Origin of the sequence: Paenibacillus dakarensis (assembly GCF_001373415.1) — a bacterium.
Classification (GTDB): Bacteria; Bacillota; Bacilli; order Paenibacillales; family Paenibacillaceae; genus Paenibacillus_AQ; species Paenibacillus_AQ dakarensis.
The window spans coordinates 22,320-47,998 of sequence record NZ_CDSE01000010.1 but is presented as its reverse complement, the minus strand read 5'-3'; the positions used below and the strand labels follow the sequence as shown (position 1 = coordinate 47,998).

Sequence of the window (25,679 nt, the reverse complement as noted above, 5' to 3'; positions counted from 1 at the left end):
TTATCAGCTTGGAATATGTGAATGTGGAATCGAGGACCTTTTTTTGTAATTCGTGCTGATCAGCCATGTATAGTAGATAAGGCCGGCTATGCAGGCAAGCTGAATATTGTTAAGGCCAAAATACGGATGCAGGGTTGGCTTAATCCATTCAATAATAAAACGGAATATTAAATACGATGCCATAAACCACTGAAACATTGAACCGGATACATAGCTTTCTTGCATAACTGCGTCGCGGCTTTGGCGATATAACGGTATTAAGAGAAGCGATAACAAGATCAAGAACAGAATCTCATATAATTGCGTAGGATGCCGCAGAATACCGTCACCGAAATCGACCCCCGTAATCCAATTCGTTGGAGTTCCATAGGTGTGGTCGTCCAGACCGGTCAGGAAACAGCCAATTCTTCCTAATCCCAGTCCCAGAATCAATGGATATACAAAATCATCACCGGTAGATTGCTTCCAACCGACCCATCGCTTCGTTAATTCTACTCCGATTAGGCCTCCTAGCAGGCCCCCCACAATCGTTTTCCCGCCCCATAACAAGTGAAACTGGCTTAACTGTTCCCATGAAGCAGCCGGGTCTTCCAGCCAGAACAGCAGCTTGGCTCCAATTGCCGCGCCTGCAATAATACCCGCAATAATCTGCAGGCTCATTAGTTTAGACATTCCGCTCGGGCGCCGGGTCCATAAATACACACGAAAGCCGATGAAATAAGCAAGTGACTCCATCAACACATGCGGGTGAATCCGCCAGGAACCTAGATATAGATATACAGGAAACTCCATCTGCTGCTCCTTATCGAATGGTTTAATATGAAAATAACATCGCCCCGCAAATCGTGAGCAGTAGTACGGCAAACCCGCCAAGGATTGCAAGGAGCGTTACCACAAAGGTCCAAAAGGTGCTTTTCGGCTGTTCTGTCATGTTTGGAGCATGATGATGCACCATCTCACCACACCGATGCCGGCACCGGCCGGTCTCAGGGTCATAACATTGCTGACATACCGGTTTCCCGCATCGACTGCATTGGGCAACAGAAGCTTCCATGGGATGATTCATACAGCGATAGAAATCCATTCCTCCACCTCACCTGGGAATTTATTCATATGGGTCTATTCTAAACGTTATCACTTTTCTTAGCTACCGTTTCTGATAAATTAGGACAAGTGCTATCTTATTAAAGAAGGAGCTCCGCCAGATCTCAGATCTATTGGAACCCCTCGCAGTTTTATTTTATTTTTTGCCCAGATATTCTTTAATGCCGTCTACTATAGCTTGAGCCACTATATTCTGTACAGAATCCGTGAACATGGCTTTCTCATCAGAGAGATTACTCAGGAAGCCGAGTTCGAGAAGAGCCGCTGCCATCGTTGTTTCCCTGATGACATGAAAGTTACCCTCTTTTACTCCGCGGTCATGAAGACCCATCGCTTCGATGATTCTCTTATGCAGCATTTCAGCTAATTCTTTGCTGCTGATGCGTTGATAGTAATAAGTCTCAGTTCCTGATGTCTGTGGGGAATTCTGGACACTGTTTCCATGGATAGATACAAATAAATCCGCATTGAATTCTTTTGCAAGCTTTACACGATCAGCTAGAGTAGGATAGGCGTCGCTGTCCCGGGTCATTATAACTTCAATCCCTGGCTCCAATAGAAGAAGGGCTTGTACCTTCAGAGATAAAGCCAAAGTGAAATCCTTCTCTTTACGATTCGAGAAGCCGCTCGCTCCCGGATCACTTCCTCCATGCCCGGGATCAATAACGACAACTTTTCGCTCAGTCTCAAGAACCGGTTGATCAAGAACCGGAGGTTCAAGAACGGGAGGTTCAGACCCCTGCTCCAATACGTTTACGTTTAAATCCAGAATGAAATGATTGTCGATAAATTGATGATTGTATTGAATCGCACTTGCATTGATGGTTTCAACCACAATCCGCACTTGATCTGGATTACGTTTAAACAGAGAATATCTTACCTCTGAAATATCAGGGTATGTACTTACATCCAAAGAACCTGCCATACGATCATTCAAAGATTTATATACGTCGCCCAAGGTGGTATTGGGTAAATCTATGACAATCCGATCAGGATTAGCCAGCACAAAAATATGAGGAGACACATCACCATCCATTGATATAATAAGCTGATTGTTTTCCAATTGAATATTGTGAACTTGCTTCAGTGGTTCGACTTGGTTATCTTCTGAAACGGGCAGAGACTCATCGTCTGGAACAGGATCCGTTATACCGCTTGTAAGCTCCACAATCTTTTCTTTGTTATTCCACCCTACCTTCAACCCCATCTGCTCACTTACAAAACGAATGGGAACGACAACGGTCTTATTGATAAGTTGTGGCGGAACATTAAGCATTATCTGTTGATCTGCTGCTATTGCTTCCTTTTGGTCTACACCTAATGAAATGATCCTGGAGTCTTGCTGGATCTGTACACGACGCAGCTGTTGATTCCAATCTACTTTGAACTTTAAATTCTCAGCAACAACACGAAGCGGGATCATCACATTGTTATCCACCATCGTGACCGGGGTATCCGCAGCAAGTGGCAGTTCCTGTCCATCCAGAATGATCTTGAGCGGCTTCGCTGATGCTGCTTCACTTTCGTGGGGTAGGAGAGCAAATAAGATCAAGCTTAATAACATCAAGAGAATGGTTTGGTTCATCCTGCAGCGAAACAAGCGAATTGGAATCTTGGCGTTTATCGTCATCACCTCTCTATCAATTCTCATACGATCATTCAAGTTACTAGATCTAATAGGACAATATTCTACATATATCCATATTTATCCTTCTAATCTTTCAGGTTTTCACTACAAAATAATAAAAACACCGTCAGCATGACGGTGGATTAATTGTCGAATCTTTTATGATCCAGCAGCCATAGCTGCGGCTTTGGTGGGATGTACGGTTCCATGAGGGTGGTGTGGTGGTGCGTAAATCACATATAATTTTAGAGGTTTGCGGCCCGTATTAGTCACATTATGCCATGTTCCGGCAGGAATCATGATAGCATAGCCATCTTTCACTTTTTCTTCAATGTTTAAATGATCTTTTCGATCACCCATTTGTACAAGTCCTTGGCCTTCTTCGATGCGTATGAACTGGTCTGTCATCGGGTGCACCTCGAGCCCAACATCCTCCCCAACCGGAATACTCATCAAGGTTACTTGAAAGTACTTCCCTGTCCATAATGCGGTACGATAATTACGGTTTTCTTCCGCTGCATCTTCAATATTTATGACAAACGGGTTAGGGCCAAAATCCTTCCGGGCCTCATCGATTAATGATCCAAATCGCGCAGCATGTTCAATTTCAATAAGGGCAGCTTTCGTGAACAGCTGATTGATTGGCGTATTTGAAATAAACGAGCTATTTCTACGGTATTCACTATATCCTGCTATTCCAGCTTCATGTGCCTTTTTCAGTCCTTCTTCGTAACCCTCATAAGTAACTTGATCCATTCGATAGTCAGGCTGTACTCCTGTTAAGGTTACATACAGATTCGTGAATTGATCAAAGTGAGTTTTTTTTAGCTCCAATGCTTGGAGAATTTGATCTTTCTGATATTCGTCCTTGGCGTCTTCGGCCAGCCGACTGTACAAATCAATGGATGCGGCTTCACGTTTAATTCCGGTGAATATGGCTTCAATTACTTGAGCTGACATCTGTTCTTGATTCATTGCCAAATCGCTTGATGGATATGTTGATGACTCTGATCTGTAGAACATTTCGGGTCATTCCTTTCGTTGCATGATAAGATCATCATATGCCCATGATTGAGGAATGTACTTTGGAAATTGGATCTAAATAGATCTTGTTAGTATTTCATCGTTGCGAATGTAGAGCAATTCTATGATTTTAGTTAGTGTTTCAACACTCCGCAGGCAGATTCTTCTTCCGATCACTCTTGCCCCCGGATTTCTTCTGAATTTATAAATAGTGATGAAATCCGGGGACAAAGGTGCACGCTTCGCTTCTACAGAATAATTCTGCCTTCTCCGTTGGGGAATACTCAAAAAGACTTTCGATTAATCATGGATCAATCCTGATCTTATTTTTTTGGGGGTAAAAACACACCCCTTCAGTTTCATCGGTATTATCCATGGACTTGGATTTTCCGGTGATACTTAAAGGGGTGTAGTTGTAGTTCAAGTATTTAGGGTGCAAATTCTATTAGATGTTAAGTCTATTCATATAAGCTCTCCAGCTCATCGATTAGCGAGCCGACATAGGCTACTGCGCTGCGGATGGCGTCTGGCTTTGACATATCGACACCTGCCAGATTCATTAGCTCAAGCGGGCTCATCGATCCGCCTGCTTTCAGTACATCAAGCCAGCGGTCAACTGCCGGCTGTCCTTCTTCACGAATGAGCTGTGCAACAGCCGTTGAAGCGGTTAAACCAGCTGCGTAAGTATACGGGTATAAACTCATATAGTAATGAGGCTGGCGCATCCAGGTTAGCTTCGCGTCTTCATCAATAACTACATCCTCTCCCCAGAAGGAGGAAAGAATATTTCCTTTTAAATCGCATAGTTTAACTGCGGTGATCGGTTCATTTTGCATAGCGAGGTCATAAACACGGCGCTGAAGCTCTCCCTCCAGGAGGTGAGTAACATAGTTGTGGAAGTATGTGCCGAGCAGCTGTGAAATAACCCAGCGGCGCATTCTTGGATCATCTGAACGAGCTAACAGATGATTCGCAAGCAGCAGCTCATTCATCGTGGACGGAGCTTCGATGAAGTAGAGCGAAGGTCTTGAATTGACAAGACGCTGATATTTGCTCGCCAGCATGAGGTGTCCGGCATGACCCACCTCATGGGCCATTGTGAAAGCACCTCTCATACTGTCTGCCCAGCTGATTAAGATATAAGAATGCACTTCTGGAATGGACATGCAGAACGCGCCTGTTCTCTTCCCTGCATTATCCGCATAATCCACCCATCGATTCTTAAATGCATCCGACACAATTTCTCCGTACTCGGGTCCAAGAATGCTTAGCGCTTCCTTAATCAGCTGACCTGCTTCCTGAAAAGAGATCGCTGGATTAAAATCAGGATCAAGCGGAGCTTTCAGGTCTGCAAACGTCATCTGGTCAAGCTGGAGTACCCGCTTCTTAAGTGCGGCATATTTTCGCATATGAGGCGCGAGTTCCTCCTGCAGAATATTCAAAATATTGTTATACATGTCCTCTGTCACCTGCTGCGGCTCCAAAAGCATTTCTGTGACAGAGTTATATCTGCGAAGCCGCGATTCTATCACTTGCCGCTTGACTTCCGTTCCATAGGTTTCAGCAAATGTATTTTTATATTTATGGAGCGTATCACTAAAAGCTTTAAACGCATTTCTGCGTAAATCAGTGTCCGCGGATTCAACATACTTGTTCTCATACAAGGCAAACGACACAGGCACTTCTTTTCCTTGGCCATCTAGTGCAGGCTTGAATGTCATATCCGCCAGCTTACTTCGTTCATAGATCCGGTAAGGTGCTCCTAATACTTCACCGAAGGATGCAAGAACCTTTTCTGTTTCTGCGGACAATCGGTGCGGCTTGGTCTGAAGAAGCAGATTAAGACTGCGTTCCCACACTTGAAGCTCCGGCTGTTCCTTTATGTATTGTTCAATCGTACCCTCAGGCAGTGCGATAACTTCGGATTTTATAAATGAAAAGGCCGAGCTGACGATTGAGGATAAATCTCTTGCCTTTGCTGCATTTTTTTGATTCTCAGGATTAATACTATCACCCGATTGATGAAGATGGGCATAGGCACCAACGCGCTGAAGTCTGCCTTGCAGCTCTTCCTGAGCCTTTAGACAAGCTAAAAGTATATGCGCTCCTTCGCTAAGCCTGCTTTCATATTGCGTAACTGCAGGGATGTCCTTCTCCACTGCGATTAATTCCGCTTCCCACGCTTCCCTCGTTTCGAATATATCATTCAGATTCCAGGTGGTTTCAACATTCACTTCTGCCCGGGTTAAAATTTTAGACATACGCTAAGCACTCTCCTTTATTATGAATTGTCCCATGTTTAACCAATAAGCCCCATTGTATCACAGATAACAAGCAAAAATTCCCTTGGGCTAAGAAAAGTACCCGGCTCCTGCCATTCCAGAGGCTTCATCCACAAATACACAACGTCTGCTGACCACTCTAAGTTAATATGCTTACTGATAGGATAGCCATAATTGTCATAGAAACGGCGGATTACTCTATGCAACCGGGGAGTATACTGTTCAAGAATGATTAGAGAACCAAACAAACCTAATATTAATAAGACAATGACCGATAATAAGTATTCATTCGAGAGAGAAGCATACCCAATTAGAAACTCACCTGTATTTTCATATTTGGACAAGGCATCCCCAGCTTTTTCGCCGCTAAGGGTGTCATATATAATCCAATCAATAATAAGGTGTACACCACTACACAATAAAGACCATCTACAGTGGTTTTTTTCGTTTTATTCACAATATACTGCTTCTCATATAACGCAAAAATTGGAATGACTCTAATAATAGAATAAACAGGAACCAGAAAGAACAGCAGTTAAAATAGGATCAAGCTTCTTCCTCTCCCTCATTCACCAATATCTCCGTCAGTCGTTTCAGCTTTTTCTTCATCGTCTGCACCCTCAGCCGGTTCAACCACCTTCGGATGAGGCGTCCCGTCTAATCCGTATACTTCATCGTAAGCATCGAATATTTTCCTTGCAACAGGAGCCGCGCTGTACGCACCGAAGCCACCCTCCGGGATAACCACGGCGACAGCAAGCTTTGGGTTTTGCCTCGGGGCAAAACCTATAAAAACACCATTGTCGGTCACATATCTCTTTCCATCAGGAAATACATCTTGCTGGGAAGTGCCTGTCTTCCGGGCAAAATCATATTTAAAATCTTCAAAGGAAGGTAGTCCTTGCGTGTTCATACCTTGAATTACGGTATCCCAATACTCTTTAGGAAACTCCACTTTATTTAGAATCTCCCGCCCAAACTTTTTGACCACGCGGCCTTTCTGATCGGTAATCTTGCTTACCAGCTGTGGTTTTATCCTACTGCCTCGATTGGCAAGGGTCGTCACATACTGTGCCAGCTGAAGTGTAGTATATTTCCCGTTCTGACCAAAGGATGCATAAGCCAGCGATGCAACATAGCTCCCTGCCACCTTATAATTTCTATAATCAGCATGTCCTCGATGCTCTGATGGAAGCCCCGATTCGGTTGGAACACCCAATCCAAAATCAAACATATACTTTTCCCAAACCTTGAGACCTTTTTCACCGCCATATTTCTCAAACAGCTTTTCGCCTACCATATCGATCATAAAAGCATTCGAGGATTTCTGAATAGCCATTTGCGGTCTAATTGGACCATTTGCTGTATTGCCCGAGTTGCGGACCGTAGCATTCTTGTCATTTGCAATTTGAGCGATTCCTCGATCTGTGTAGTAATCATGTATTCCAAATAATCCTTCGTTCAGGCCAATGAGCACACTCAGCGGTTTAATCGTAGAACCCATCAGCAGTACCGATTCAAGATTGTTTTTGGATTTGCCTGAATTGAAAGGTGATATCGCTCCGTTTCCGTAGATATGTTGAATTTCTCCCCAATCCTCCGGATTAATTCCGTCTTTCCACACGTTTGCATCATAATCAGGCATGCTGGCCATGGCAATAACATTCCCCGTATCCACTTCCATCGCAACGGCGTATCCTGTTAAGGCATTCTCATGAGTTTGATCCGAAAATGGGGTTGTTTTGAGCCATTGAAGATGGTCCATAATCGCCTGTTCAGCTTCCATTTGTATCTTTTTATGTATCGTTGAATGAACATTGAGGCCTTTCTCAGGCGCTACCAATTCAGGCGGTCCATCAATCATATTTTGCGGATTAATCGGTATGCTGATATAGCCGTTCTTCCCTCGAAGTTCATCCTGCAGCATAAATTCCATTCCATCCCGGCCAACACGCTCTGACTCACTATATTTCAGCCCCGGATCTTTCTGTGTCTTGTTCAATTGATCGATCTCTTTATACTTTGATACATCTTTAACGCCGTCAAATTTCGCCAAGTAGCCAATTGTCTGTACAGCGACGGTATCGGTATCATAAAATCGAATGTTCTCTTCAATAACCAAGGCACCTGGGAAATCGTCCTTATTCTCAATAAAATAAGCAACCTCACGTTCTGTTAAATTCCCCTTGATTCTTCTGGGTTCATAGCCGCTTTGTTTTTTCGATTGAAGATCAAGCTCTTTAATAATTTCTTTCTTCGTCATCTTCTTCTCTTTCGGATCGCCATACTTAACAAACACCTCAGCAATACGACCCGCAATTTGGTCAATCTCGGGATAGTTTGCTTTCCCTGGATCTGTCCGGTCATCATAATTTTTAAGAAGCGTTATATACAGCGCATTTGATGGCTTGGAATAAGCAAGGGGTACTCCCGTAGCATCAAAAATCGTTCCACGGATCGGCTGTAGCGGAAAATTCTTGGTTTCGGAACTTGTCTCTTTCTCTGTAAGCTCAGGTCCCTCAACAAATTGCAGAATGGCAAGCCGGATAATGATGACACTGAAAATAATAAATGTGCTGAAAAAGAATACGTTAATTCTAAAATTCAATTGATGCGCTGCATCCGGATTTTCCTCATTAATCTTGCGGTTCTTCATAAACCTCATCTTCATCCTCCTTGATATCTCACTCACTGTAATAACACCTAAACCTTCCTCTTGGTTAACAGCGATGACATATCATTTGGAGAAATAAGGAAGCGTTTAATTCATTAGCTTACACTATAACTCGTCATAAAAACAACAAATCTATTAAGATTGAAATTATTAAACAGCTCTAATCGAAAAAGCCGCCCGATGGGCGTCTTTTTTGGTGAAAATCGTTCTTTTTACCTATCTGCACGCATAAAATCTGGCTTGTAATCGGGTAATAACTGGATACAGCATACATTTAACCAATAACAACCAGAATTGCTGATGAGCTGTCCGGAAAGGAGGGATATGAGCTTATATCAAGAACAATGAGCCAGTTTAGTCAGACCGGAAGTCCAAATCCGAAGGAGGCTGAATAATGTTTCATGAAAGCTCGCTAAGAGGCAAGAAAAGGATGACGTCAAAGTTTGTCGTGTCGCTGTTTACCGCCTTACTGGTCTTTGCCATTTCGGTTCTGCCGGCTGCAGCGGCAACACCGGAAAAAACAGTCAATGCCTCAGCAACGCTTGCTTTCAATCTCAAAGGACTTGCCCATAATGTTGTTGTTCAGAAAGCTTACATTGCGGATAAATATGTCTATGTCACCCAGCGGTCTGGAGGAAATTGCCATCTTTCTAGATTACTCATTGATGGAACAGACGCAACCTTTGTCGACAAAATGACGATTACCAACACCGGCCACTGCCAAACGCTGGATATGTACACTTACAACGGTGTAAACTACTTTTATTTCAGCTCCAAGGCAGACCCATCCACCACGTATTACTGGTCCCTCCAGGTTGCAAGAGTTCAGTATCAAGCAGGAACAACTCTAGATTATACTGACCTGCATCGGTTTACCTACATGAATTACGCCAACAAAAACGGCACACGATTAGGTGAAACCTACAGAGTGGACGGCGGCGGTAACAGCAACTATACGTTATTCCGTGTGCAGACAACGGAGGGAACTGTCACCTGGTCCATTTATGATACGGTAGCCTTGAATAAGCTGCTGGACAGCAATGAGCAGGTACAAATGAACAGTACAGCCGCAAAAAATGCTGCTGTCAGCAGTTTTACCCAGTCAGGCAGCAATATCGTCAGACCGAACGGGTCATTTCAGGGACTAGACATGCTGGACAAAACAAAAATATTTACCTCCGGCGGCGGAGACGGCCAAACACCGCAAATTGCGATGATGACAGGCTCCGGCACTTATAAAACGCTCGTCAAAATCACTAATGTAGGCAATCGTGAAATTGAGGGTGTTCAAACGAAGGACGGCAGAGTTTATTTTACAATCGTTCCGGATCCGACCAACAAGCAGAACACACAGAAGATCTATTATGTACCGGATACTATTTTTTAAGAATCGTCTAAAAAAGCCGCCAAAGGGCGGCTTTTTTCTATTTCCACATCTCTTTTCTTGCTAGCAATCTCTTCTGGTTCTCTTCCCTCCGCTAAACATTTAAATGTGATGTATCAAGAAATTATTTCCTTGTCTTTATTTCTTCTTGCGTATCAGAAAATGATTTGTTAACATAACTGACGAACGTTCGTTAATTTTCGAGGTGAACGCAATTGAAAAATAAAGAAATTAAAGATATTGCACTGAAGTATTTTACAATTCACGGGTATGAGGGAGCTTCATTGTCTCAGATTGCCGAAGAAGTTGGTATGAAGAAACAATCTCTTTATGCTCATTTCAAGGGGAAGGATGATCTCTTTCTCCAGGTTTTACATGATGCCAAAGAAACAGAGCTTACTTCAAAACTGGATTACTTAAGTAAACTCGATATCCATGACCCCAGAAAGGATTTGTTAGGGTATCTTCAATTGGTTATCGATATGTTTCAAAAGAATGAACAGTTGAAGTTTTGGCTTCGCGTATCCTTTTTCCCACCTCAGCATCTTGCTGATGCCATTGACCGGGAAGTTATCGATACGGAGGAAAGAATTCAAGCCGTTCTCGAAAGCAAATTCCAAGAATGGATTGATTCCAAAATGATCAGGCAAGATACAGCTATTATTCCCACGCTTGCTTTCTTAGGTGTGGTTGATTCACTCATGCTGGAGCTTGCATATGGAAATGATCAGAAACGTTTGATAGATAAAGTAAATGCCTCATGGACCGTATTTTGGAGAGGTATTTCACAGCCATGATTTTACTGAGAGAGGTATTGCTTCATGAAAAAACCATTAAAAGAACAAAAAGCAGTTTTACTCATTCTACTGAGTAATATATTTATTGTGTTTCTTGGCGTTGGACTTATCGTACCTGTAATGCCTTCTTTTAAGAATCTTATGCATTTATCAGGCGAAACGATGGGTTACCTGATGGCGGTCTTTGCATTCGCACAGCTGCTTATGTCACCTATTGCAGGAAGATGGATCGACCGGTTCGGCAGAAAGAAAATGATTGTCATTGGCTTGTTCCTGTTCAGTATATCCGAGCTGATCTTTGGTTTAGGCACAGATGTATCAGTTCTTTATGCATCCCGAATTCTCGGAGGTATCAGCGGTGCATTTATTATGCCTGGTGTAACGGCCTACGTTGCAGATATCACTTCCGCCCATGAAAGACCCAAAGCGATGGGATATGTATCAGCTGCGATTAGTATCGGCTTTATCATTGGCCCGGGAATCGGGGGATTTATTGCGGAGTTGGGTATACGCGCTCCATTCTATTTTGCTGCTGGGTTCGCATTACTGACCTGCATCTCTTCTATTTTTATTTTGAAAGAGCCTCTTACCAAGGAGCAGCTTGCAGAAATCTCTCAACTTAAAGAAGATACGAACTTTATTACTGATCTTAGACGATCGTTTCAACCCATGTACATTATTGCATTCATCATCGTGTTCGTTCTGGCTTTTGGTCTATCCGCGTATGAAACGGTGTTCAGTATGTATTCTGATGAGAAATTTGGTTTCACCCCTCGGGATATTGCAACCATTATTACCATAAGCTCCATCTTCGGGGTAATCGTTCAGGTCTTCCTGTTTGGAAAAATGGTCAATAAACTCGGTGAAAAAAGGCTCATTCAGATTTGCTTGATTGCTGGTGTGATCTTTGCCGTAATGTCCACGATGATGTCAAGCTATTTATCTGTTCTGGCGGTAACCAGCTGCATTTTCCTTGCATTTGACTTATTGCGGCCTGCCTTAACGACCTACTTATCCAAAACAGCTGAGAAAGAACAAGGCTTTGTCGCTGGTATGAACTCCACTTATACAAGCTTGGGTAATATCATTGGACCCGCTCTAGGTGGTATCTTGTTTGATATGAATATCGAATATCCGTTTCTGGTCTCGGCAATTATCATTTTTGTCGGCCTCCTCTTAACGCTGGTGTGGAAAGAGAAACAAGGTTTAGGCGGCTTATCTGGATAAAATAATGAACAAAAAGGAGCTGGATTTTTACCAGCTCCTTTTGTGTTTCCTCTTACTTATGAGTGCACTTTATTTAGCTTGAATGTAGCCTTCTGCTTTCAGCAGTTCAGCGATCAGAACAGCTCCACCGGCTGCACCGCGCAGTGTATTATGGGATAATCCTACAAACTTATAATCATAAATGGAATCTTCACGCAATCTGCCTACAGAAACACCCATTCCGTTCTCTATGCCACGGTCTAATTTCGTCTGAGGTCTATTCTCCTCTTCAAAATACGTGATGAACTGTTTCGGTGCGCTTGGAAGCCCAAGCTCCTGAGGTCTGCCTGCAAATTCACGCCAGCGATTTATTATTTCCTCTTTAGAAGGTTTGTTCTCGAAGGACACAAATACAGTAGCCAGATGACCATCGGTTACGGGTACACGAATACACTGTGTCGTGATTAGCGGTGTGCTTGCTTTAACTATTTCTCCATCGACTACACTGCCCCAGATCCGGAGCGGCTCCTGCTCGCTCTTCTCTTCCTCGCCGCCAATATACGGAATTACATTATCCAGCATTTCCGGCCAATCGGTGAAGTTCTTGCCCGCTCCAGAGATCGCTTGATATGTTGAAGCAACCACTTTGGTTGGTTTATAATCCAGCAAGGCGTGCAGTGCCGGAACATAGCTCTGAATGGAGCAGTTAGGCTTCACGGCAATGAATCCACGTGTTGTTCCAAGTCGTTTACGCTGTGCAGCGATAACTTCGATATGCTCCGGATTGATCTCCGGTGTAACCATCGGTACATCAGGCGTCCAGCGATGTGCTGAGTTATTGGAAATGACCGGTGTCTCTGTCTTGGCATAAGCTTCTTCCAATGCCTTGATTTCATCCTTCTTCATATCCACAGCACAGAAGATAAAGTCTACACCGGAAGCAACCTCTTCCACATTCGAAGCATCCTGAACAAGAAGATTCTTCACGCTATCCGGGATCGGATCAGGCATTTTCCAGCGGCCTTGAACCGATTCTTCATAGGTTCTGCCCGCGGAATTTTTGCTTGCCGCAATCGCCGTTACCTTAAACCAAGGGTGACCTTCCAGCAGCTGAACAAAACGCTGACCCACCATTCCTGTGCCACCAACAATACCTACTCTAAGCTTCTCTGACATTTTGTATTCCTTCCTTTCGCTGTATGCATCAAGCTATCCGAACCTCAGGCTGCTTCCCCAACCTGCTGTTCCTAAAGAAGACCTTGAAATATTCTCCTACTAGATAACTATTCATGCCGATTATAATGGTGTATTTTTTCAAACATTTGTACCTTTGTTTATAATGATGAAGCTATAAAAAAATCCCACCCCCAAGACCGCGGTCTTAGGGACGAGATTGTAATACTCGTGGTACCACCCCAAATTTACTAACATGTCACCATATTAGCCTCATCGAGTACGGCATTCTAATGATTGCATATACTCTAGCTCTGTAACAGGAGCTCCTGGCACACTATCCACACTTCAGCCGGTTTCCAATGTGCTGCTCAGAGTCTTTATTCGATAAGGGAATCTTCACTCCTTCTCAACTGCCGGAGCTCTCTGTACAAGGTATCACCTATCTACTCTTCTCTTCATCGCATTTATTAGTACTATTATATATAAAACCTTTAAAGTGTTAAAGACTTTTCTTTACTAAATTTTTCTGTGCAAGGCGGAGCAGCCTGATTCCGATTAATTTTCAAATTAGCCTGATTTCAGTCAAATCTCCACTGCAGAGAATATCAAGATGATCAAAAATTTTACGAGCAGGCCAATCCCACCATTGTAGATTAAGGAGATATTCGATGAGCTCGTCATCAAATCTTTTCTTAATCAGCTTACAGGGATTCCCGCCTGCAATATGGTAAGAGGGAACGTCTTTGACAACGACAGAATTAGCTGCAATGACTGCTCCATCGCCGATATGCACACCGGGCATAATGGTAACATTTTGACCGATCCATACATCGTTTCCAATGACCGTGTCACCTTTCAGCGGCAAGTCTGTAAGTGAAGGAGTCGCCTTCTCCCAACCATGGCCCATAATGTTAAATGGATAGGTTGTGACACTGCACATCCTATGGTTTGCACCATTCATAACAAATTCAATACCCTTGGCTATAGCGCAAAATTTGCCGATAATCAGCTTATCTCCAATAAACTCATAGTGATGTGTAACATGCTCTTCAAATTTTTCAGCGCCATTGATGTCATCATAGTATGTATAGTCACCTACAATAATGTTTGAGCGTGTTACCACGTTTTTTATATAACATATACTTTTAATTGCCTCATTTGGATAAACTGCATTAGGGTCAGGTCCATATTGCATTTGAAAAATCCCTCCTTTGCGTATTAATATCAATTTTCCGAAGATGTTTTAAAGATTTTGCTCCCTAAATAAATTTGCTATTTCTTCTGCTGTTTCCTGCATTCCTCTTTGGAACCAAACTTCTATCCAGCCATAAAGGCTATAGGCGACGAATGCTGTTGCATATGCTTCCTTTTTTGAATAGTCAGGCTTAGGCCCAACAATTCCGATAACAACATCCTTCAGAAGATAAATTAACTTTCTTTCATTTAATAGCTTATAAAAATCCTCATGCTCTTCAAAATGTGCGAATATTTTTTGAATCTGATTGCTTAATGAATGATCATTGCTTTTATTGTATTCGTTTATCCATTCCTGAAACAGTTGATTGATGTGTGTTTTTAGAATAGCTTCCTTGCTTTCAAAATTTCGATAAAAAGAGGCTCTTCCAACACCAGCTTTCTCACACAGTTCACTAATAGAAATTTCATGGATAGCTTTCTTTGACAGCAAACTAAGAAGTGCATCTGTTATATGTTGGACAACATATGAATTTCGCCCTTCGTTACTCATCGGTGATACAGTTTTCGAGGTTTGTCTCATTTTATTCCCTCCTATTGACGGTAAAAAACATCGCCGATACAATTATATCGCCGAAACAAATGTATCGCAATATTTTGTTCGGTGAGATCGCTATGTCAAGAAATACATCATGAAAGGTGAGTATGTTTAAAGGAAATGGATATTACAAAAAAGCGGGTTATTATTATGGTCATTATCATTATTACAGCGTTCGTTTTAGGGCGCCTTACAGTGCGAGCAGTTATGAATTTGCTGCTTGGAGGCACATTGTTCGGAGGTAATTTTCTATGAGAAAGGAAAAGAAGGGTAAAAAGATGAGGATGCTTTGGGGTTTTATTTATGTAGGTACTTTTATTCTTGTTTTCGCTGTCTCTGCTGTTATTAAAATGACCTACAACCCATTATCAAGTAAAACATCTGTAGATTGGAGCGACTCGGTTGGCCATATCTACACAGACATGATGTACGGCGAAGAGGATGCCAATAAATTTGACTTGTATGTCCCTGCCGATAACACTAAAGAGACATATGGTCTTGTGGTATATCTTCATGCTGGCGGCTTTACAAGTGGCGATAAACAGGATGATGCTGATATGCTGAAATGGCTCTGTTCAAAAGGCTATGTTGCCGCAGGAATCAACTATACGCTTCGTGACGATGCTCACCCCAACGCCAGTGTGTACTCACAATCACTAGAGATTAAAGATAGTATTCCAGCAGTTGTTAAAGAAGCGGAAAAGCTGGGCTACAAGCTCGATAGAATGGCTGTATCAGGCGGTTCTGCTGGTGGTACATTAGCGTTGCTTTATGCTTACAGGGATGCCGATACATCTCCCATTCCTGTTAAAATGGTTTTTGAAGCGGTCGGACCATCAAGCTTTTACCCGGAGGATTGGACACCATATGGTTTAGATAAAAATCCTGAGGCAGCGGCTAACCTATTCTCTATTATGTCAGGCAATGAAATTACGACAGATATGTTAGGTACAGAAAACTATGATAAAGCCGTAAAAGATATCTCGGCATTTATGTGGGTAAATGAAAATACAGTGCCTACTCTAGCTGCCTATGGAGTATATGACAAAGTTTGCCCATTTAAAACAACCAGACATCTCATCAACGCGTTGAAGGAAAACAATGTACCGCATGACTATATTGAATTCCCGCATTCCGGTCATGGTTTGCAAAACGACAACAAATTCTATGCTCAGTATTTGGACAAAATAGAAGAATATCTTGACACTTACATGGCGAATTAACATTGGAGAGATGTAACAATGAAAATCATAAAGGGCATTTCCCTTATTTTCTTAATAATGATTATTCTTTTGGCTGTGGTGGTTTTCGCATTTTTAAGTTATACCAATTATATAAACAGGAACTATTGGAAGTTTGCAACACCCGCAGGTGAAATTGAGAAGAAATATACTGCACTCGGTTTATATGATGTTTCTTATGTGGAGTTCGATGCAGATCATGAAGCGCATGGAAAATATGAAATATGGTATCCGACAGAAATGAATGAAAACCGGAAGACATATCCCCTTGTTGTTATGGCAAACGGAACTGGCGTGAAAGCGTCCCAATACAAAGAGGTCTTTAAGCATCTTTCTTCTTGGGGATTTATCGTTATAGGAAATGAGGACGAAAATTCAAGAACCGGTGCTTCTTCAGCCGCTACCCTTGATTTTATTCTCAAGCTAAATGATGATAAGAACAGCGAGTTTTTTGACAAAATTGATATTAAAAATATTGGTATTGCCGGACATTCCCAGGGAGGTGTAGGCACAATAAACGCTGCTACTGCCCAGCCAAACAGTAATCTGTATAAAGCCATGTTTACAGCAAGTACCACATCTTCCTATTGGGGACAAGACAACATCTTCGGTTCGGAGTGGAGATATGATGTGTCAAAGGTTGATATTCCGTACTTTATGGTTGGAGGGACTGGAGCCGCCGATGCAGGCACAGCAGAGAATATTGCAGCTACAAAGGGACAGGGCATTTGTCCATTATGGTCAATGACAGAAAACTATAATGCTATTCCTAATTCAATAAACAAGATAATGGCAAGAAAAGTAGGAAAAGACCACGGCGACATGCTGCGATATGCAGATGGTTATATGACAGCTTGGTTTATGTACTGGCTGAAGGACGATGATGAAGCAGGCAGGGCATTCTTTGGCGACCATGCCGAAATACTTACAAACGCCAATTGGCAGGATGTAAAGATTACACCGCAAAACTGATGTTAAAAACAAAAGTACAATATGGATCCATTTCCCTTCCCTTAAAATCCGAATACCCGTTGTTTCTTGTATCTTAGTAATAGTAAAGATATACTAAAAAGTCTTGCCTCTTACACTAACAGAGGCAAGACTTTTCATGCATACATTATTCAAAACCAACCTTTTGCCGCTCCCAGCGAATTCCGCTGTAAACCTGGAATCAGTGCATATGCAAACGTGAACAGCGGGCTAAGCCACAAGAAAAGCGCATAAGGTGCGAACTCGAGAACCGGTACGCCTAGAGTAACCGCGAAGAAAGCACCGCTTACCCCCCAAGGAATTAACGGATTGATCAGTGTACCGCAATCCTCTAATGTACGGGATAACGTCTTGGCGGGGATATTGCGCCTAGCGTACTCTTCCTTGAACATCTGTCCAGGCAACAGGATTGACAGGTATTGCTCACCGGTCATGCCGTTCACGGCCATAGAAGATGCACCTGTCATCAGCACAATACTGCTGCTGTGCTTCAGCGGCTGTATCAGCTTACGGAAGAAGACTTCAATGACGCCGCAGTACTGAAGCAGTCCTCCCAGGGATAAAGCGATAAGGATCAGTGAAATAGACCACATCATCGATTGCAATCCCCCGCGGTTTACGATCAAAGCAACCGTCTCATTCGATATCGTTGTTTCATAGCCGTTCTGCATGACATTAAACCAGACATCTACTGTGGTCCCATGCTGAACCAATGCGGTAATGAGCAGCCCGGTAACGATTCCTGTGACGAGTGTTGGCAGAATCGGGATCCGTTTGATCGAGCATACAATCACCGCAAGCGGAGACAGCAGTGTCAACCAGTGGATATTGAAGCCTTCTCGCAGTGCCAGTTTGATCTCATGAATGGAAGAGAGATCAATGCTGCTGCTCTTAGGCGCAAAGATAAAAAAGATAGTTGTTACCAGGAGAGCAGGTATGGTTGTATACATCATATGACGGATATGTGTGAATAAGGATGTGCCAGCCACAGCCGGAGCAAAATTCGTCGTGTCAGATAACGGAGACATTTTATCACCGAAACAAGCACCGCTTATAATGGCTCCGGCAGCAAGTGTCGGAGATATCCCCGTGGTTACTGCAATCCCCATCAGTGCAACACCAACCGTACTAACGGTTGTGAATGAGCTGCCTGTGAACATTGAAACGATGATCGTAACATACAACGCACTCACAGCAAAATACCTGGGTTCAATATAATCCATACCGTAATATAAGATGGTCGGCACTGTACCGCTCATCATCCACACGGCGATCAGGATGCCGATTAGTGACAGAATAAGCATTGGCATAATCGCCGTCTGAATCCCTTTGATAATGGCGGACTCTATCGTTTTCCATGTGATCCCGAACATCCACAGCAAAGCTGCTGTTCCCACGACAGCTGCCAGAAGTGGAAGATGCGGCTCTGCTTTTAATAGAAAGATCGAAACAAATAATAAGCCAATAATAAAAATAATGAGAAAGATGCTTTTCGAAAAGCTAAGCTGTCGGTCCATGATGCATTGAGCTCCTTAACTAGAATCTAAGGTTAATAACTACTTGACTGTACTTCTGAGTTTCTCGCTTACAGTTTATCGCTTTTAGGCATTGAAGTAACGTAGTAATATTAACGAGAACTGGAATTGGAGTCAATGTTAAGGTTATACATCACAGGATATTTCAGCAAAATCAATCTATTTATGCATCGCAGCCTGCCGTTTAAAATGATCCTCTAATACCAGACAAGCCATCGCCTCCACGACAGGTACAATTCGCGGACAAATACAAGGGTCATGCCTGCCTTCTGTTCTAATCTCTTGCTCTTCACCTCGAATATTGATCGTTCGCTGTGCGGCAGAAATAGACGAAGTTGGTTTGACACTGATTCGAAACACAATATCCTGACCCGTACTAATCCCGCCAATGATTCCTCCTGAGTTGTTGCTAAGAAACCCGCTGCTGCTCATTTCGTCATTATGCTCACTCCCCAGCATGGAAGCTGCTTCAAAGCCAGCGCCGAATTCAATTCCTTTTACGGCCCCAATCGAGAGCATGGCCTTCGCCAGCTCAGCATCCAATTTATCGAACACCGGCTCCCCAAGTCCCGGCATAACTCCACGAATCCGGCATTCAACAATTCCACCACAGCTGTTGCCCTCTAGAGCCAGCTTTTCGATTTTCTCGATCATCAGCGCCGCTGCTTCTGCGTCACAAGCACGAACCGCATTCTGTTCGATGATTTCCTCATCAAAAGTCTGACATGCAATGCCGCCGATTTCCTTAGAGAAAGCCACTACCTGCACGCCTCTTTGTTCCAATAGTTTTCGTGCTATAGCACCGCCTGCTACTCTGGCTGCCGTCTCCCTTCCAGATGCCCTTCCGCTTCCACGCGGATCTCGAATCCCATACTTCTGTAAATAGGTGAAGTCAGCATGGCCCGGCCGAAATGAATGCTGAATATCGTTGTATGCCTCCGGTCTCATATCGTGGTTATAGAGAATAACAGACAGCGGAGTTCCTGTTGTTTTCCCTTCATATACGCCTGAAAGAATTTGAACAATATCATATTCCTTGCGCGGGGTCGTAACCGAAGACTGTCCGGGCTTACGGCGATCCATCTGTTTCTGAATATAGGTCTCGTCAATCTCGACGCCAGGCGTTACGCCATCAACGATAACACCGACGGCTGCCCCATGAGACTCCCCGAATGTTGTAATCTTGAATACTTCACCGAATGAATTACCTGCCATGATGATCACTCCTCCTAAGTTAATAACTAATTTCGGCCCCGAGGGCAGACAACTGCTCAAAATAGTGCGGACATGTCTTCGATACACAGCCTGGGTCCGTGATTCGAATATCAGGAACCTTCAGTCCTATCAATGAAAGTGCCATAGCCATGCGATGGTCATCATGAGAATCCAGCAGTGCTCCCGCAGGCTGTCCGGGATACACGGTCAAACCGTCCTGATGTTCCACTACCCTTATGCCCAGCTTCCCTAATTCGGCACATATCGCAGATATACGATCACATTCATGATGCCGTATATGGGCTGCATCTGTAAGTGTTATTGGACCGTCTGAAAATACAGCCAGTGCTGCAACCGTCAACGTTTGGTCGGACCATTTGCCCATGCTTATAGTAAACCCGCCTTTTAACTGATTGACACCATGTACTTCAATAAAGCCCTCCCCGCGGATGACCTTACAGCCCATACGTTCTAGAACAAATAACATTTCAAGATCCGGCTGACTTGTGCTTCGGGCTTCCATTCCTTCAATACGGACACAACCGCTCGTTAGAGCCGCAGCTGCCCAGAAATAGCAGCATGTTGAAACGTCGGGTTCAAGCTGTATCGATCTCGCCTGGTATTTCCCTGAGGAATGATGATCGTCTGTCCGTCCAAGGATACCTCCGGAGTTACACCGAATGCGGACATCATATCCATGGTCATCTGGACATAATCTTTCTGCACTACTTCACCCTCGATGTGTACAGTAACTTGTTCCACCGCATAAGGAGCTGCTATTAACAGTCCGCTAATAAATTGACTCGAAGTCGATCCGGGCAGTGATACCCTTCCACCCCGCAGTCCTTCAGCCCGGAGGATGAATGGTAAACATTCATGTTCTTGCAAATATTCAAATCTTGCACCGAGTTGTGTTAATACTCTTAGTAAGGGAGATAACGGCCGCTCGCGCATACGTTTACTTCCATTTAGTCTCCACTCTCCGCTGCCAATTGCAAGAGCTCCAGGTAAAAATCGTGCAACTGTACCCGCACTTCCTACATACAATTCCCCGGGCGAGTTAGGCCACTGGCCATCGCAGCCTGTAACAGCTGCCCGATCCCCCTCCACTCTCACATGCACACCCAGTTTATTCAAAGCATCGATGCACCAATAGGAATCATCGCTTTTTAATATACCTTCCAATACAGAGGTCCCCTCTGCTAAAGATGCCATGAGGAGCGCCCGATTTGTCAAACTCTTGCTGCCTGGCACCCGAATGGTTCCGTTCACGGCAAATTTCGGAGGATTGATCTTTACTTCCAGCTTATCATTATGGGTCGACCATGGTGAACGAGCTTCCCAATCCGGTTGGGTCAACATACAGACCAGCTCCTTGGAATCATTTGATATATCCCAATTATAGTGAGATACTTGAAATAAATGAAATTGGAATTCAAGCACATTGTCATAGAAGGTGTCTATATCAAATGATAAACCTGGAATGGTACCGCATATTTTTAGTTACAGCTCGTTATTTGAATTTAACGAAAGCAGCCAAGGAGCTGCATATTACACAGCCTTCCGTAAGCTATGCGATTAAGCAAATGGAAGCGGCTCTTGGTTTAAAGCTGTTTTACCGGCAATCGAAGGGCGTGGAATTAACGGAGGAAGGGCGAGCCCTTCTTCACTATGTTGAACAGTCCTTTGGCTTGCTGGATTCTGCCCAGAAGCATCTTGAGAATTTGAAGCAGCTGAATGAAGGTGAAATTCGAATCGGTGCCAGCGATTCTCTTATCAAGCATCTGCTTCTTCCTCATCTAAACACATTCCATCAGAATCACCCTGGTATTCGGATTCAACTATCCCATGGGAAGACACCGGATATCACACAGCGGTTAAAGAATGGCGGAATCGATTGTGCTGTGCTGCATATGCCTGTCGATGATCCGCAGCTGGATATTCACGTGCTTGCGGTGCTTGAGGACTGTTTTGTAGTTGGTAAGGCATTTCAAGAACTGTCGAAGCACCCTCTTACGGTTAAAGAAATATCGGAGCTTCCACTCATCCTGCTGTCACAGGGAAGCAGTACAAGAATTTTCGTTGAGCAATGGTTCGCTGTAAAGGGGTTAACCGTGCAGCCGGATATTGAATTGGGAAGTATCGATCTATTGGCCGAATTTGCGAGATTAGGATATGGTGCAGCTTTAATTAGCCGTTCTTTTGTACAAGAAGAACTAAGGAGTGGAGATCTGATTGAATTAAAACTGACAGAGCCCCTTCCTCCGCGAAGTATAGGCTTCGCCGTTAGAAAAGATATGCATCTTTCCACAGCTGCCGAGAGCTTTGTCAGAATGCTTCGAAATTTGCAGCTGTGAATCCAAGAGAAAAAGTGCCGGCAAATATGCCGGCACTTTATGCGCTCTCCTTATATTTTAAGTGTCCCGGTTCACAAGATAGTCCAATAATTGCTTTAGGAAAATCTTATGTTGCGGAATTTCTTTCAATACTTCAACAGCGAGACAATAGTGCTCCCACATCGCTTTAGTTGCATCTACCAGCCCTAAGACAGTTACAAAAGACGAGGTGTTGTTCTCAATATCCTGGCCGGTCGGTTTCCCGAGCAAGTCCCGGTCTCCTTCATGATCGAGTAAATCATCCTTAATCTGAAATGCGATGCCTGCATGATACGCATATTTTTTCAGTATTGCAATTTCTTCTTCCGGGACTCTTGCCAATATCGCAGGCATAACAAGGGAAGCTTCAAATGCAATCCCGGTCTTGTAATAGCAGATCATATTTAGCTGATCAAGAGTCAGTGCTTTTCCTTTTGAATTCAAATCCATTGCCTGACCCATACACATCTCTCCTGCCTTTTGAGATGAATAATGGATCAACGAAACCACGGATACGGGGTCAAATTGACGAAGGGAAGATTGTTCTTCTATTGCTTTCTGCATCAAATACAGACCTGTTAATTCTGCTGTGGAGCTGTCATAGATTTGATGCAGCGTCGGACGGCCCCGACGGGTAGAGGCATTATCCTGAGAAGGGAGATCATCAAAGATCAGGGATGCAGTATGCATATATTCAAGAGATCGCAGAAGAGGTGCAATCGCCGCAGGGTCAAGCCCATAACTATAGACCCCCATGACCCATGTTAGAATCGGCCTTAAACGCTTGCCATCCCCATCAAGACTGTAATTAGCAGCGTCAATAAGCGGCTCTTTCATTGGAGAAATCCCGTTATCTTTTGGAATTTGCAGCAGGTCGTTGATCTGATTCCGGACCGTTTTGACCGTTTCAATGAAATACTCCTTGTCTTTCTTCTCGTTCTGCAGAGATAACACCATTTGGTCCCGCAGGAGTTTATCGAAAAAGTCTACATCATCCGCTTTTTGAACCATGCGGTAAATAAGGCGGTTGAATTTCGGGTTATCGGTTGCAAAAACGCCCATCATTTCGTTATATTTGTCCGAACCATGCCGTTCCTTATAACGCTTCAATCCGTTAATGGCACGGTTTAGCAGCACTTCTGCGGCATTCACATCCGAATGGTAGACCTGATGGATTAGATGTGCAATGACCGCCCAATACAATTCAAACGGGTTAATTAAGTCCTTCCGCTGAGTATGATATTTCAAATAATATGTATACGGGGTCACTGCACCATCCCGAAGGTCTTCGAACAAATCCGCAAAGTCATCTGCCAGTTGATTATAGATCCCGTAATAAAAGGTTCGCTGTTCATAACCCTCGTCTGTGGATGCACCAATGACGGGACGGACAATCAATCTTGAAGCTGAAGATTTCAAAATGATCGGCAGATATAATTCCTCATTAGTATATTGGTTATTGGAGAGGCTCTTCGTACGGTCCATATTCTGAGACTGATAAAATACATAAGCCTGCTCGAAAAATGCCTGCTTCGTCTCAGCGCCCTGATGATTCTTAATATACTCAAAGGCATCCCGAAGCTCCATATGGATAAAACGGATAATATCACCGTTATCACCGTCCCACATCCCGAGCTCCGGGACAATCCCTGTGAGAAGTGTGGAACGAAGCATTTCAGAATATCTCTCTTTCTCATATTCATTTAGAGCTCCCGAATCAAGGAGATCATCGATATATGGATATGTCAGACCATAAGAATAGCCAAGCCTAATGGCTTCATCCAGCTGCTTCGATCGGTCTGATGGCAATATATCCTCCTGCATCTCCTCCATCACATGCATCACAACGCCGATGATGATTTTAATTAATTTGCGCTGGGCATGCTCTGCGCTCATTTTTTTAGGTAAATGATTAGATACATCCTTCAGCTTTCGAATTAACCATATTGCAGTAGTCTCGATGTTTTCTTTCTGTGCCCAGCGATAAAACCCGGCAATGCTCATATAACCCGGTGTTTCACCTACAGCCATATTCGTAGACGGAACGAGATGAGATTTAAGGTTATTCACCAGCTTCTTGATTCTCATCTGGGTATGAGGACAATCCAGAGTTTTACCCAAGTCTCGCATGTACATATAAGAAACACTGCGGAATAGATAATCATCCAGTTTCCCAGTCTTCTCTAACCAGCGGATATATTTAAAACTGTCTTTAGAATGCGGCTCTCTTATCGTTCGCGCAGATAAGGAAAGCCAAGAGAGATGAATGTGATTATTCTTCCATGCTTGAAAATCTTCTGTCAGTCGGGTGGCATATGTCTTCTTTTTCACTTCTGATTGGAGTATTTCAAAATATTGTGCAGCTTTCTGTTCTGCTTGTCTAAACCATGCATTCGCCATTGTATTGTCTTCATTCATCGAAGTATTACCTCAAAGTTTATATTTGTTAATGATTTAGCGCCCAAAAGGAAATTAGTGCTAGTCTATCTTCATAATACGCAGATATTTATTTCTGGTTACGAAATCTCAAATGCCAAATTTGGCCAATCATTTTAACATATCCAGATCTAGTCCCCTCATTTATTCGTATGTAGAGTGGCTGCTGTTATTGTTATATTTTTAAAAAAACGATCAGCTATGCACTACCGCACCCCGTTGTATGCACTGCTAGCCTTCACTCCTCAGTCTGTTGGGCTGCAAAGCATAAAAAAAGGCCTTCCAATCGCATAACTGCATTAGAAGGTCTTATCACCTCATTCCTGCACTATATCATCACTTATAAGTCTGGTGTTCTAGTGGAGGGTTTGGTTTTAGACGCTAGGCCAAAGACTAAATAAAAAAGCACCTCTCACGGTGCTTAATTCAAGTATGTACAATTTTCATTCCTAAATAATGAGAGTCTACTAAACACAATAGGACCAGCAGCGGTGATAGGAGCACCTTGCTGGTCCCTTTACATTGTGTGGCCAGGACGTTACCCGTACGTTCACTGACCAATAAGGAGAAGAAGAAAAGGCAACGAAGCCGTGCCAGTCTTCTTAGTTAAATAGTATAACGTCTCTTTCTTTTTACTACATCAAGTAAGTTTTGGTAACAGATTCATATCTTGGATTACTTTCATCAATACCGCTAATATATTATTCCTGACTCTAAAGAATGGATTTGCTTCTACATATTCATAGAGCTGTATTCTTTTTAACAGGTACAACAACACATTTTCTATCAGCTCCTATGGACAAAGCACTATTAGGGATTTGC

Annotated in this window: 19 protein-coding genes, 1 pseudogene and 1 other annotated feature; of the genes and pseudogenes, 6 read left to right on the top strand and 14 right to left on the bottom strand. The window is 43.3% G+C overall.

Going from position 1 to position 25,679, the window contains the following annotated elements:
- Nucleotides 1-3 precede the first annotated feature (3 nt).
- The 7 genes from BN1234_RS02715 to BN1234_RS02690 all read right to left on the bottom strand — a co-directional run bounded on the left by BN1234_RS02715 (nt 4) and on the right by BN1234_RS02690 (nt 8,701).
- The gene (locus tag BN1234_RS02715) at nt 4-792 is read right to left on the bottom strand and encodes a prolipoprotein diacylglyceryl transferase family protein (RefSeq protein ID WP_054955127.1); all 789 of its coding nucleotides are present in this window, start codon (nt 790-792) and stop codon (nt 4-6) included.
- A 22-nt stretch (nt 793-814) separates the two neighbouring features.
- Nucleotides 815-1,084 carry a hypothetical protein gene (locus BN1234_RS21695; protein WP_082423079.1) on the bottom strand — a complete coding sequence of 90 codons (270 nt, stop codon included), beginning with the start codon at nt 1,082-1,084 and terminating at the stop codon, nt 815-817.
- Nucleotides 1,085-1,240: 156 nt separating this feature from the next.
- The gene (locus BN1234_RS02710) at nt 1,241-2,755 is read right to left on the bottom strand and encodes an N-acetylmuramoyl-L-alanine amidase family protein (RefSeq protein WP_245640068.1); all 1,515 of its coding nucleotides are present in this window, start codon (nt 2,753-2,755) and stop codon (nt 1,241-1,243) included.
- 135 nt (nt 2,756-2,890) lie between these two features.
- Entirely contained in the window at nt 2,891-3,754 is an 864-nt protein-coding gene (locus BN1234_RS02705; RefSeq protein WP_156337123.1) for a cupin domain-containing protein, read from the bottom strand.
- A 458-nt stretch (nt 3,755-4,212) separates the two neighbouring features.
- Nucleotides 4,213-6,015 (bottom strand): oligoendopeptidase F, encoded by a 1,803-nt coding sequence (gene pepF / locus BN1234_RS02700; RefSeq protein ID WP_054955126.1) that lies wholly within the window; start codon nt 6,013-6,015, stop codon nt 4,213-4,215.
- A 38-nt stretch (nt 6,016-6,053) separates the two neighbouring features.
- Nucleotides 6,054-6,380, bottom strand: a complete 327-nt coding sequence (locus BN1234_RS02695; RefSeq protein WP_156337122.1) for a DUF6688 family protein — start codon at nt 6,378-6,380, stop codon at nt 6,054-6,056.
- Nucleotides 6,381-6,601: 221 nt separating this feature from the next.
- Nucleotides 6,602-8,701 (bottom strand): peptidoglycan D,D-transpeptidase FtsI family protein, encoded by a 2,100-nt coding sequence (locus BN1234_RS02690; protein WP_054955124.1) that lies wholly within the window; start codon nt 8,699-8,701, stop codon nt 6,602-6,604.
- Between the two features lie 403 nt (nt 8,702-9,104).
- Between BN1234_RS02690 and BN1234_RS02685 the strand changes: the two genes are divergently transcribed.
- From BN1234_RS02685 to BN1234_RS02675, 3 genes are all read left to right on the top strand, one after another.
- The gene (locus tag BN1234_RS02685; protein WP_054955123.1) at nt 9,105-10,097 is read left to right on the top strand and encodes a helveticin J family class III bacteriocin; all 993 of its coding nucleotides are present in this window, start codon (nt 9,105-9,107) and stop codon (nt 10,095-10,097) included.
- Nucleotides 10,098-10,309: 212 nt separating this feature from the next.
- Nucleotides 10,310-10,891 carry a TetR/AcrR family transcriptional regulator gene (locus tag BN1234_RS02680; RefSeq protein ID WP_054955122.1) on the top strand — a complete coding sequence of 194 codons (582 nt, stop codon included), beginning with the start codon at nt 10,310-10,312 and terminating at the stop codon, nt 10,889-10,891.
- Nucleotides 10,892-10,915: 24 nt separating this feature from the next.
- The gene (locus BN1234_RS02675) at nt 10,916-12,118 is read left to right on the top strand and encodes an MFS transporter (RefSeq protein WP_054955121.1); all 1,203 of its coding nucleotides are present in this window, start codon (nt 10,916-10,918) and stop codon (nt 12,116-12,118) included.
- 69 nt (nt 12,119-12,187) lie between these two features.
- Here the strand turns inward: BN1234_RS02675 and asd are convergent, their stop codons facing one another.
- The 3 genes from asd to BN1234_RS02660 all read right to left on the bottom strand — a co-directional run bounded on the left by asd (nt 12,188) and on the right by BN1234_RS02660 (nt 15,050).
- On the bottom strand, nt 12,188-13,273 hold the full coding sequence (asd, locus tag BN1234_RS02670; protein ID WP_082423078.1) for an aspartate-semialdehyde dehydrogenase: 1,086 nt from the start codon (nt 13,271-13,273) through the stop codon (nt 12,188-12,190).
- 204 nt (nt 13,274-13,477) lie between these two features.
- Nucleotides 13,478-13,741 (bottom strand) — a binding site (T-box leader).
- Nucleotides 13,742-13,835: 94 nt separating this feature from the next.
- The gene (locus BN1234_RS02665) at nt 13,836-14,468 is read right to left on the bottom strand and encodes a Vat family streptogramin A O-acetyltransferase (protein WP_054955120.1); all 633 of its coding nucleotides are present in this window, start codon (nt 14,466-14,468) and stop codon (nt 13,836-13,838) included.
- A 48-nt stretch (nt 14,469-14,516) separates the two neighbouring features.
- Complete coding sequence (locus BN1234_RS02660) at nt 14,517-15,050, bottom strand: TetR/AcrR family transcriptional regulator (protein WP_082423077.1); 534 nt, start codon at nt 15,048-15,050, stop codon at nt 14,517-14,519.
- A gap of 266 nt (nt 15,051-15,316) precedes the next feature.
- Between BN1234_RS02660 and BN1234_RS02655 the strand changes: the two genes are divergently transcribed.
- Nucleotides 15,317-16,288 (top strand): alpha/beta hydrolase, encoded by a 972-nt coding sequence (locus tag BN1234_RS02655; RefSeq protein ID WP_054955119.1) that lies wholly within the window; start codon nt 15,317-15,319, stop codon nt 16,286-16,288.
- An 18-nt stretch (nt 16,289-16,306) separates the two neighbouring features.
- Entirely contained in the window at nt 16,307-17,278 is a 972-nt protein-coding gene (locus tag BN1234_RS02650) for a poly(ethylene terephthalate) hydrolase family protein (RefSeq protein WP_054955118.1), read from the top strand.
- Between the two features lie 149 nt (nt 17,279-17,427).
- Here BN1234_RS02650 and nhaC read toward each other — a convergent pair whose 3' ends face one another.
- From nhaC to aroA, 3 genes and pseudogenes are all read right to left on the bottom strand, one after another.
- Nucleotides 17,428-18,813 (bottom strand): Na+/H+ antiporter NhaC, encoded by a 1,386-nt coding sequence (nhaC, locus tag BN1234_RS02645; RefSeq protein WP_054955117.1) that lies wholly within the window; start codon nt 18,811-18,813, stop codon nt 17,428-17,430.
- A gap of 177 nt (nt 18,814-18,990) precedes the next feature.
- On the bottom strand, nt 18,991-20,046 hold the full coding sequence (gene aroC, locus BN1234_RS02640; RefSeq protein ID WP_054955116.1) for a chorismate synthase: 1,056 nt from the start codon (nt 20,044-20,046) through the stop codon (nt 18,991-18,993).
- Between the two features lie 19 nt (nt 20,047-20,065).
- A pseudogene (gene aroA, locus BN1234_RS02635) lies at nt 20,066-21,261 on the bottom strand (3-phosphoshikimate 1-carboxyvinyltransferase).
- Nucleotides 21,262-21,515: 254 nt separating this feature from the next.
- Here aroA and BN1234_RS02630 point away from each other — a divergent pair.
- Nucleotides 21,516-22,403, top strand: coding sequence for a LysR family transcriptional regulator (locus BN1234_RS02630; RefSeq protein ID WP_054955115.1), 888 nt, complete (start codon nt 21,516-21,518; stop codon nt 22,401-22,403).
- Nucleotides 22,404-22,460: 57 nt separating this feature from the next.
- Here the strand turns inward: BN1234_RS02630 and BN1234_RS02625 are convergent, their stop codons facing one another.
- Complete coding sequence (locus BN1234_RS02625) at nt 22,461-24,839, bottom strand: polyprenyl synthetase family protein (RefSeq protein ID WP_054955114.1); 2,379 nt, start codon at nt 24,837-24,839, stop codon at nt 22,461-22,463.
- Between the last annotated feature and the right edge of the window lie 840 nt (nt 24,840-25,679).

Bases quoted from the DNA above. Each gene is read 5' to 3' on its own strand.
- nhaC (WP_054955117.1), bottom strand. From the start codon at position 18,813: ATGGACCGACAGCTTAGCTTTTCGAAAAGCATCTTTCTCATTATTTTT.
- BN1234_RS21695 (WP_082423079.1), bottom strand. From the start codon at position 1,084: ATGGATTTCTATCGCTGTATGAATCATCCCATGGAAGCTTCTGTTGCC.
- BN1234_RS02705 (WP_156337123.1), bottom strand. From the start codon at position 3,754: ATGTTCTACAGATCAGAGTCATCAACATATCCATCAAGCGATTTGGCA.
- asd (WP_082423078.1), bottom strand. From the start codon at position 13,273: ATGTCAGAGAAGCTTAGAGTAGGTATTGTTGGTGGCACAGGAATGGTG.
- BN1234_RS02665 (WP_054955120.1), bottom strand. From the start codon at position 14,468: ATGCAATATGGACCTGACCCTAATGCAGTTTATCCAAATGAGGCAATT.
- BN1234_RS02685 (WP_054955123.1), top strand. From the start codon at position 9,105: ATGTTTCATGAAAGCTCGCTAAGAGGCAAGAAAAGGATGACGTCAAAG.
- aroC (WP_054955116.1), bottom strand. From the start codon at position 20,046: ATGGCAGGTAATTCATTCGGTGAAGTATTCAAGATTACAACATTCGGG.
- BN1234_RS02655 (WP_054955119.1), top strand. From the start codon at position 15,317: ATGAGAAAGGAAAAGAAGGGTAAAAAGATGAGGATGCTTTGGGGTTTT.
- BN1234_RS02630 (WP_054955115.1), top strand. From the start codon at position 21,516: ATGATAAACCTGGAATGGTACCGCATATTTTTAGTTACAGCTCGTTAT.
- BN1234_RS02710 (WP_245640068.1), bottom strand. From the start codon at position 2,755: ATGAGAATTGATAGAGAGGTGATGACGATAAACGCCAAGATTCCAATT.
- BN1234_RS02650 (WP_054955118.1), top strand. From the start codon at position 16,307: ATGAAAATCATAAAGGGCATTTCCCTTATTTTCTTAATAATGATTATT.
- BN1234_RS02625 (WP_054955114.1), bottom strand. From the start codon at position 24,839: ATGAATGAAGACAATACAATGGCGAATGCATGGTTTAGACAAGCAGAA.
- BN1234_RS02660 (WP_082423077.1), bottom strand. From the start codon at position 15,050: ATGAGACAAACCTCGAAAACTGTATCACCGATGAGTAACGAAGGGCGA.
- BN1234_RS02690 (WP_054955124.1), bottom strand. From the start codon at position 8,701: ATGAGGTTTATGAAGAACCGCAAGATTAATGAGGAAAATCCGGATGCA.
- pepF (WP_054955126.1), bottom strand. From the start codon at position 6,015: ATGTCTAAAATTTTAACCCGGGCAGAAGTGAATGTTGAAACCACCTGG.
- BN1234_RS02715 (WP_054955127.1), bottom strand. From the start codon at position 792: ATGGAGTTTCCTGTATATCTATATCTAGGTTCCTGGCGGATTCACCCG.
- BN1234_RS02675 (WP_054955121.1), top strand. From the start codon at position 10,916: ATGAAAAAACCATTAAAAGAACAAAAAGCAGTTTTACTCATTCTACTG.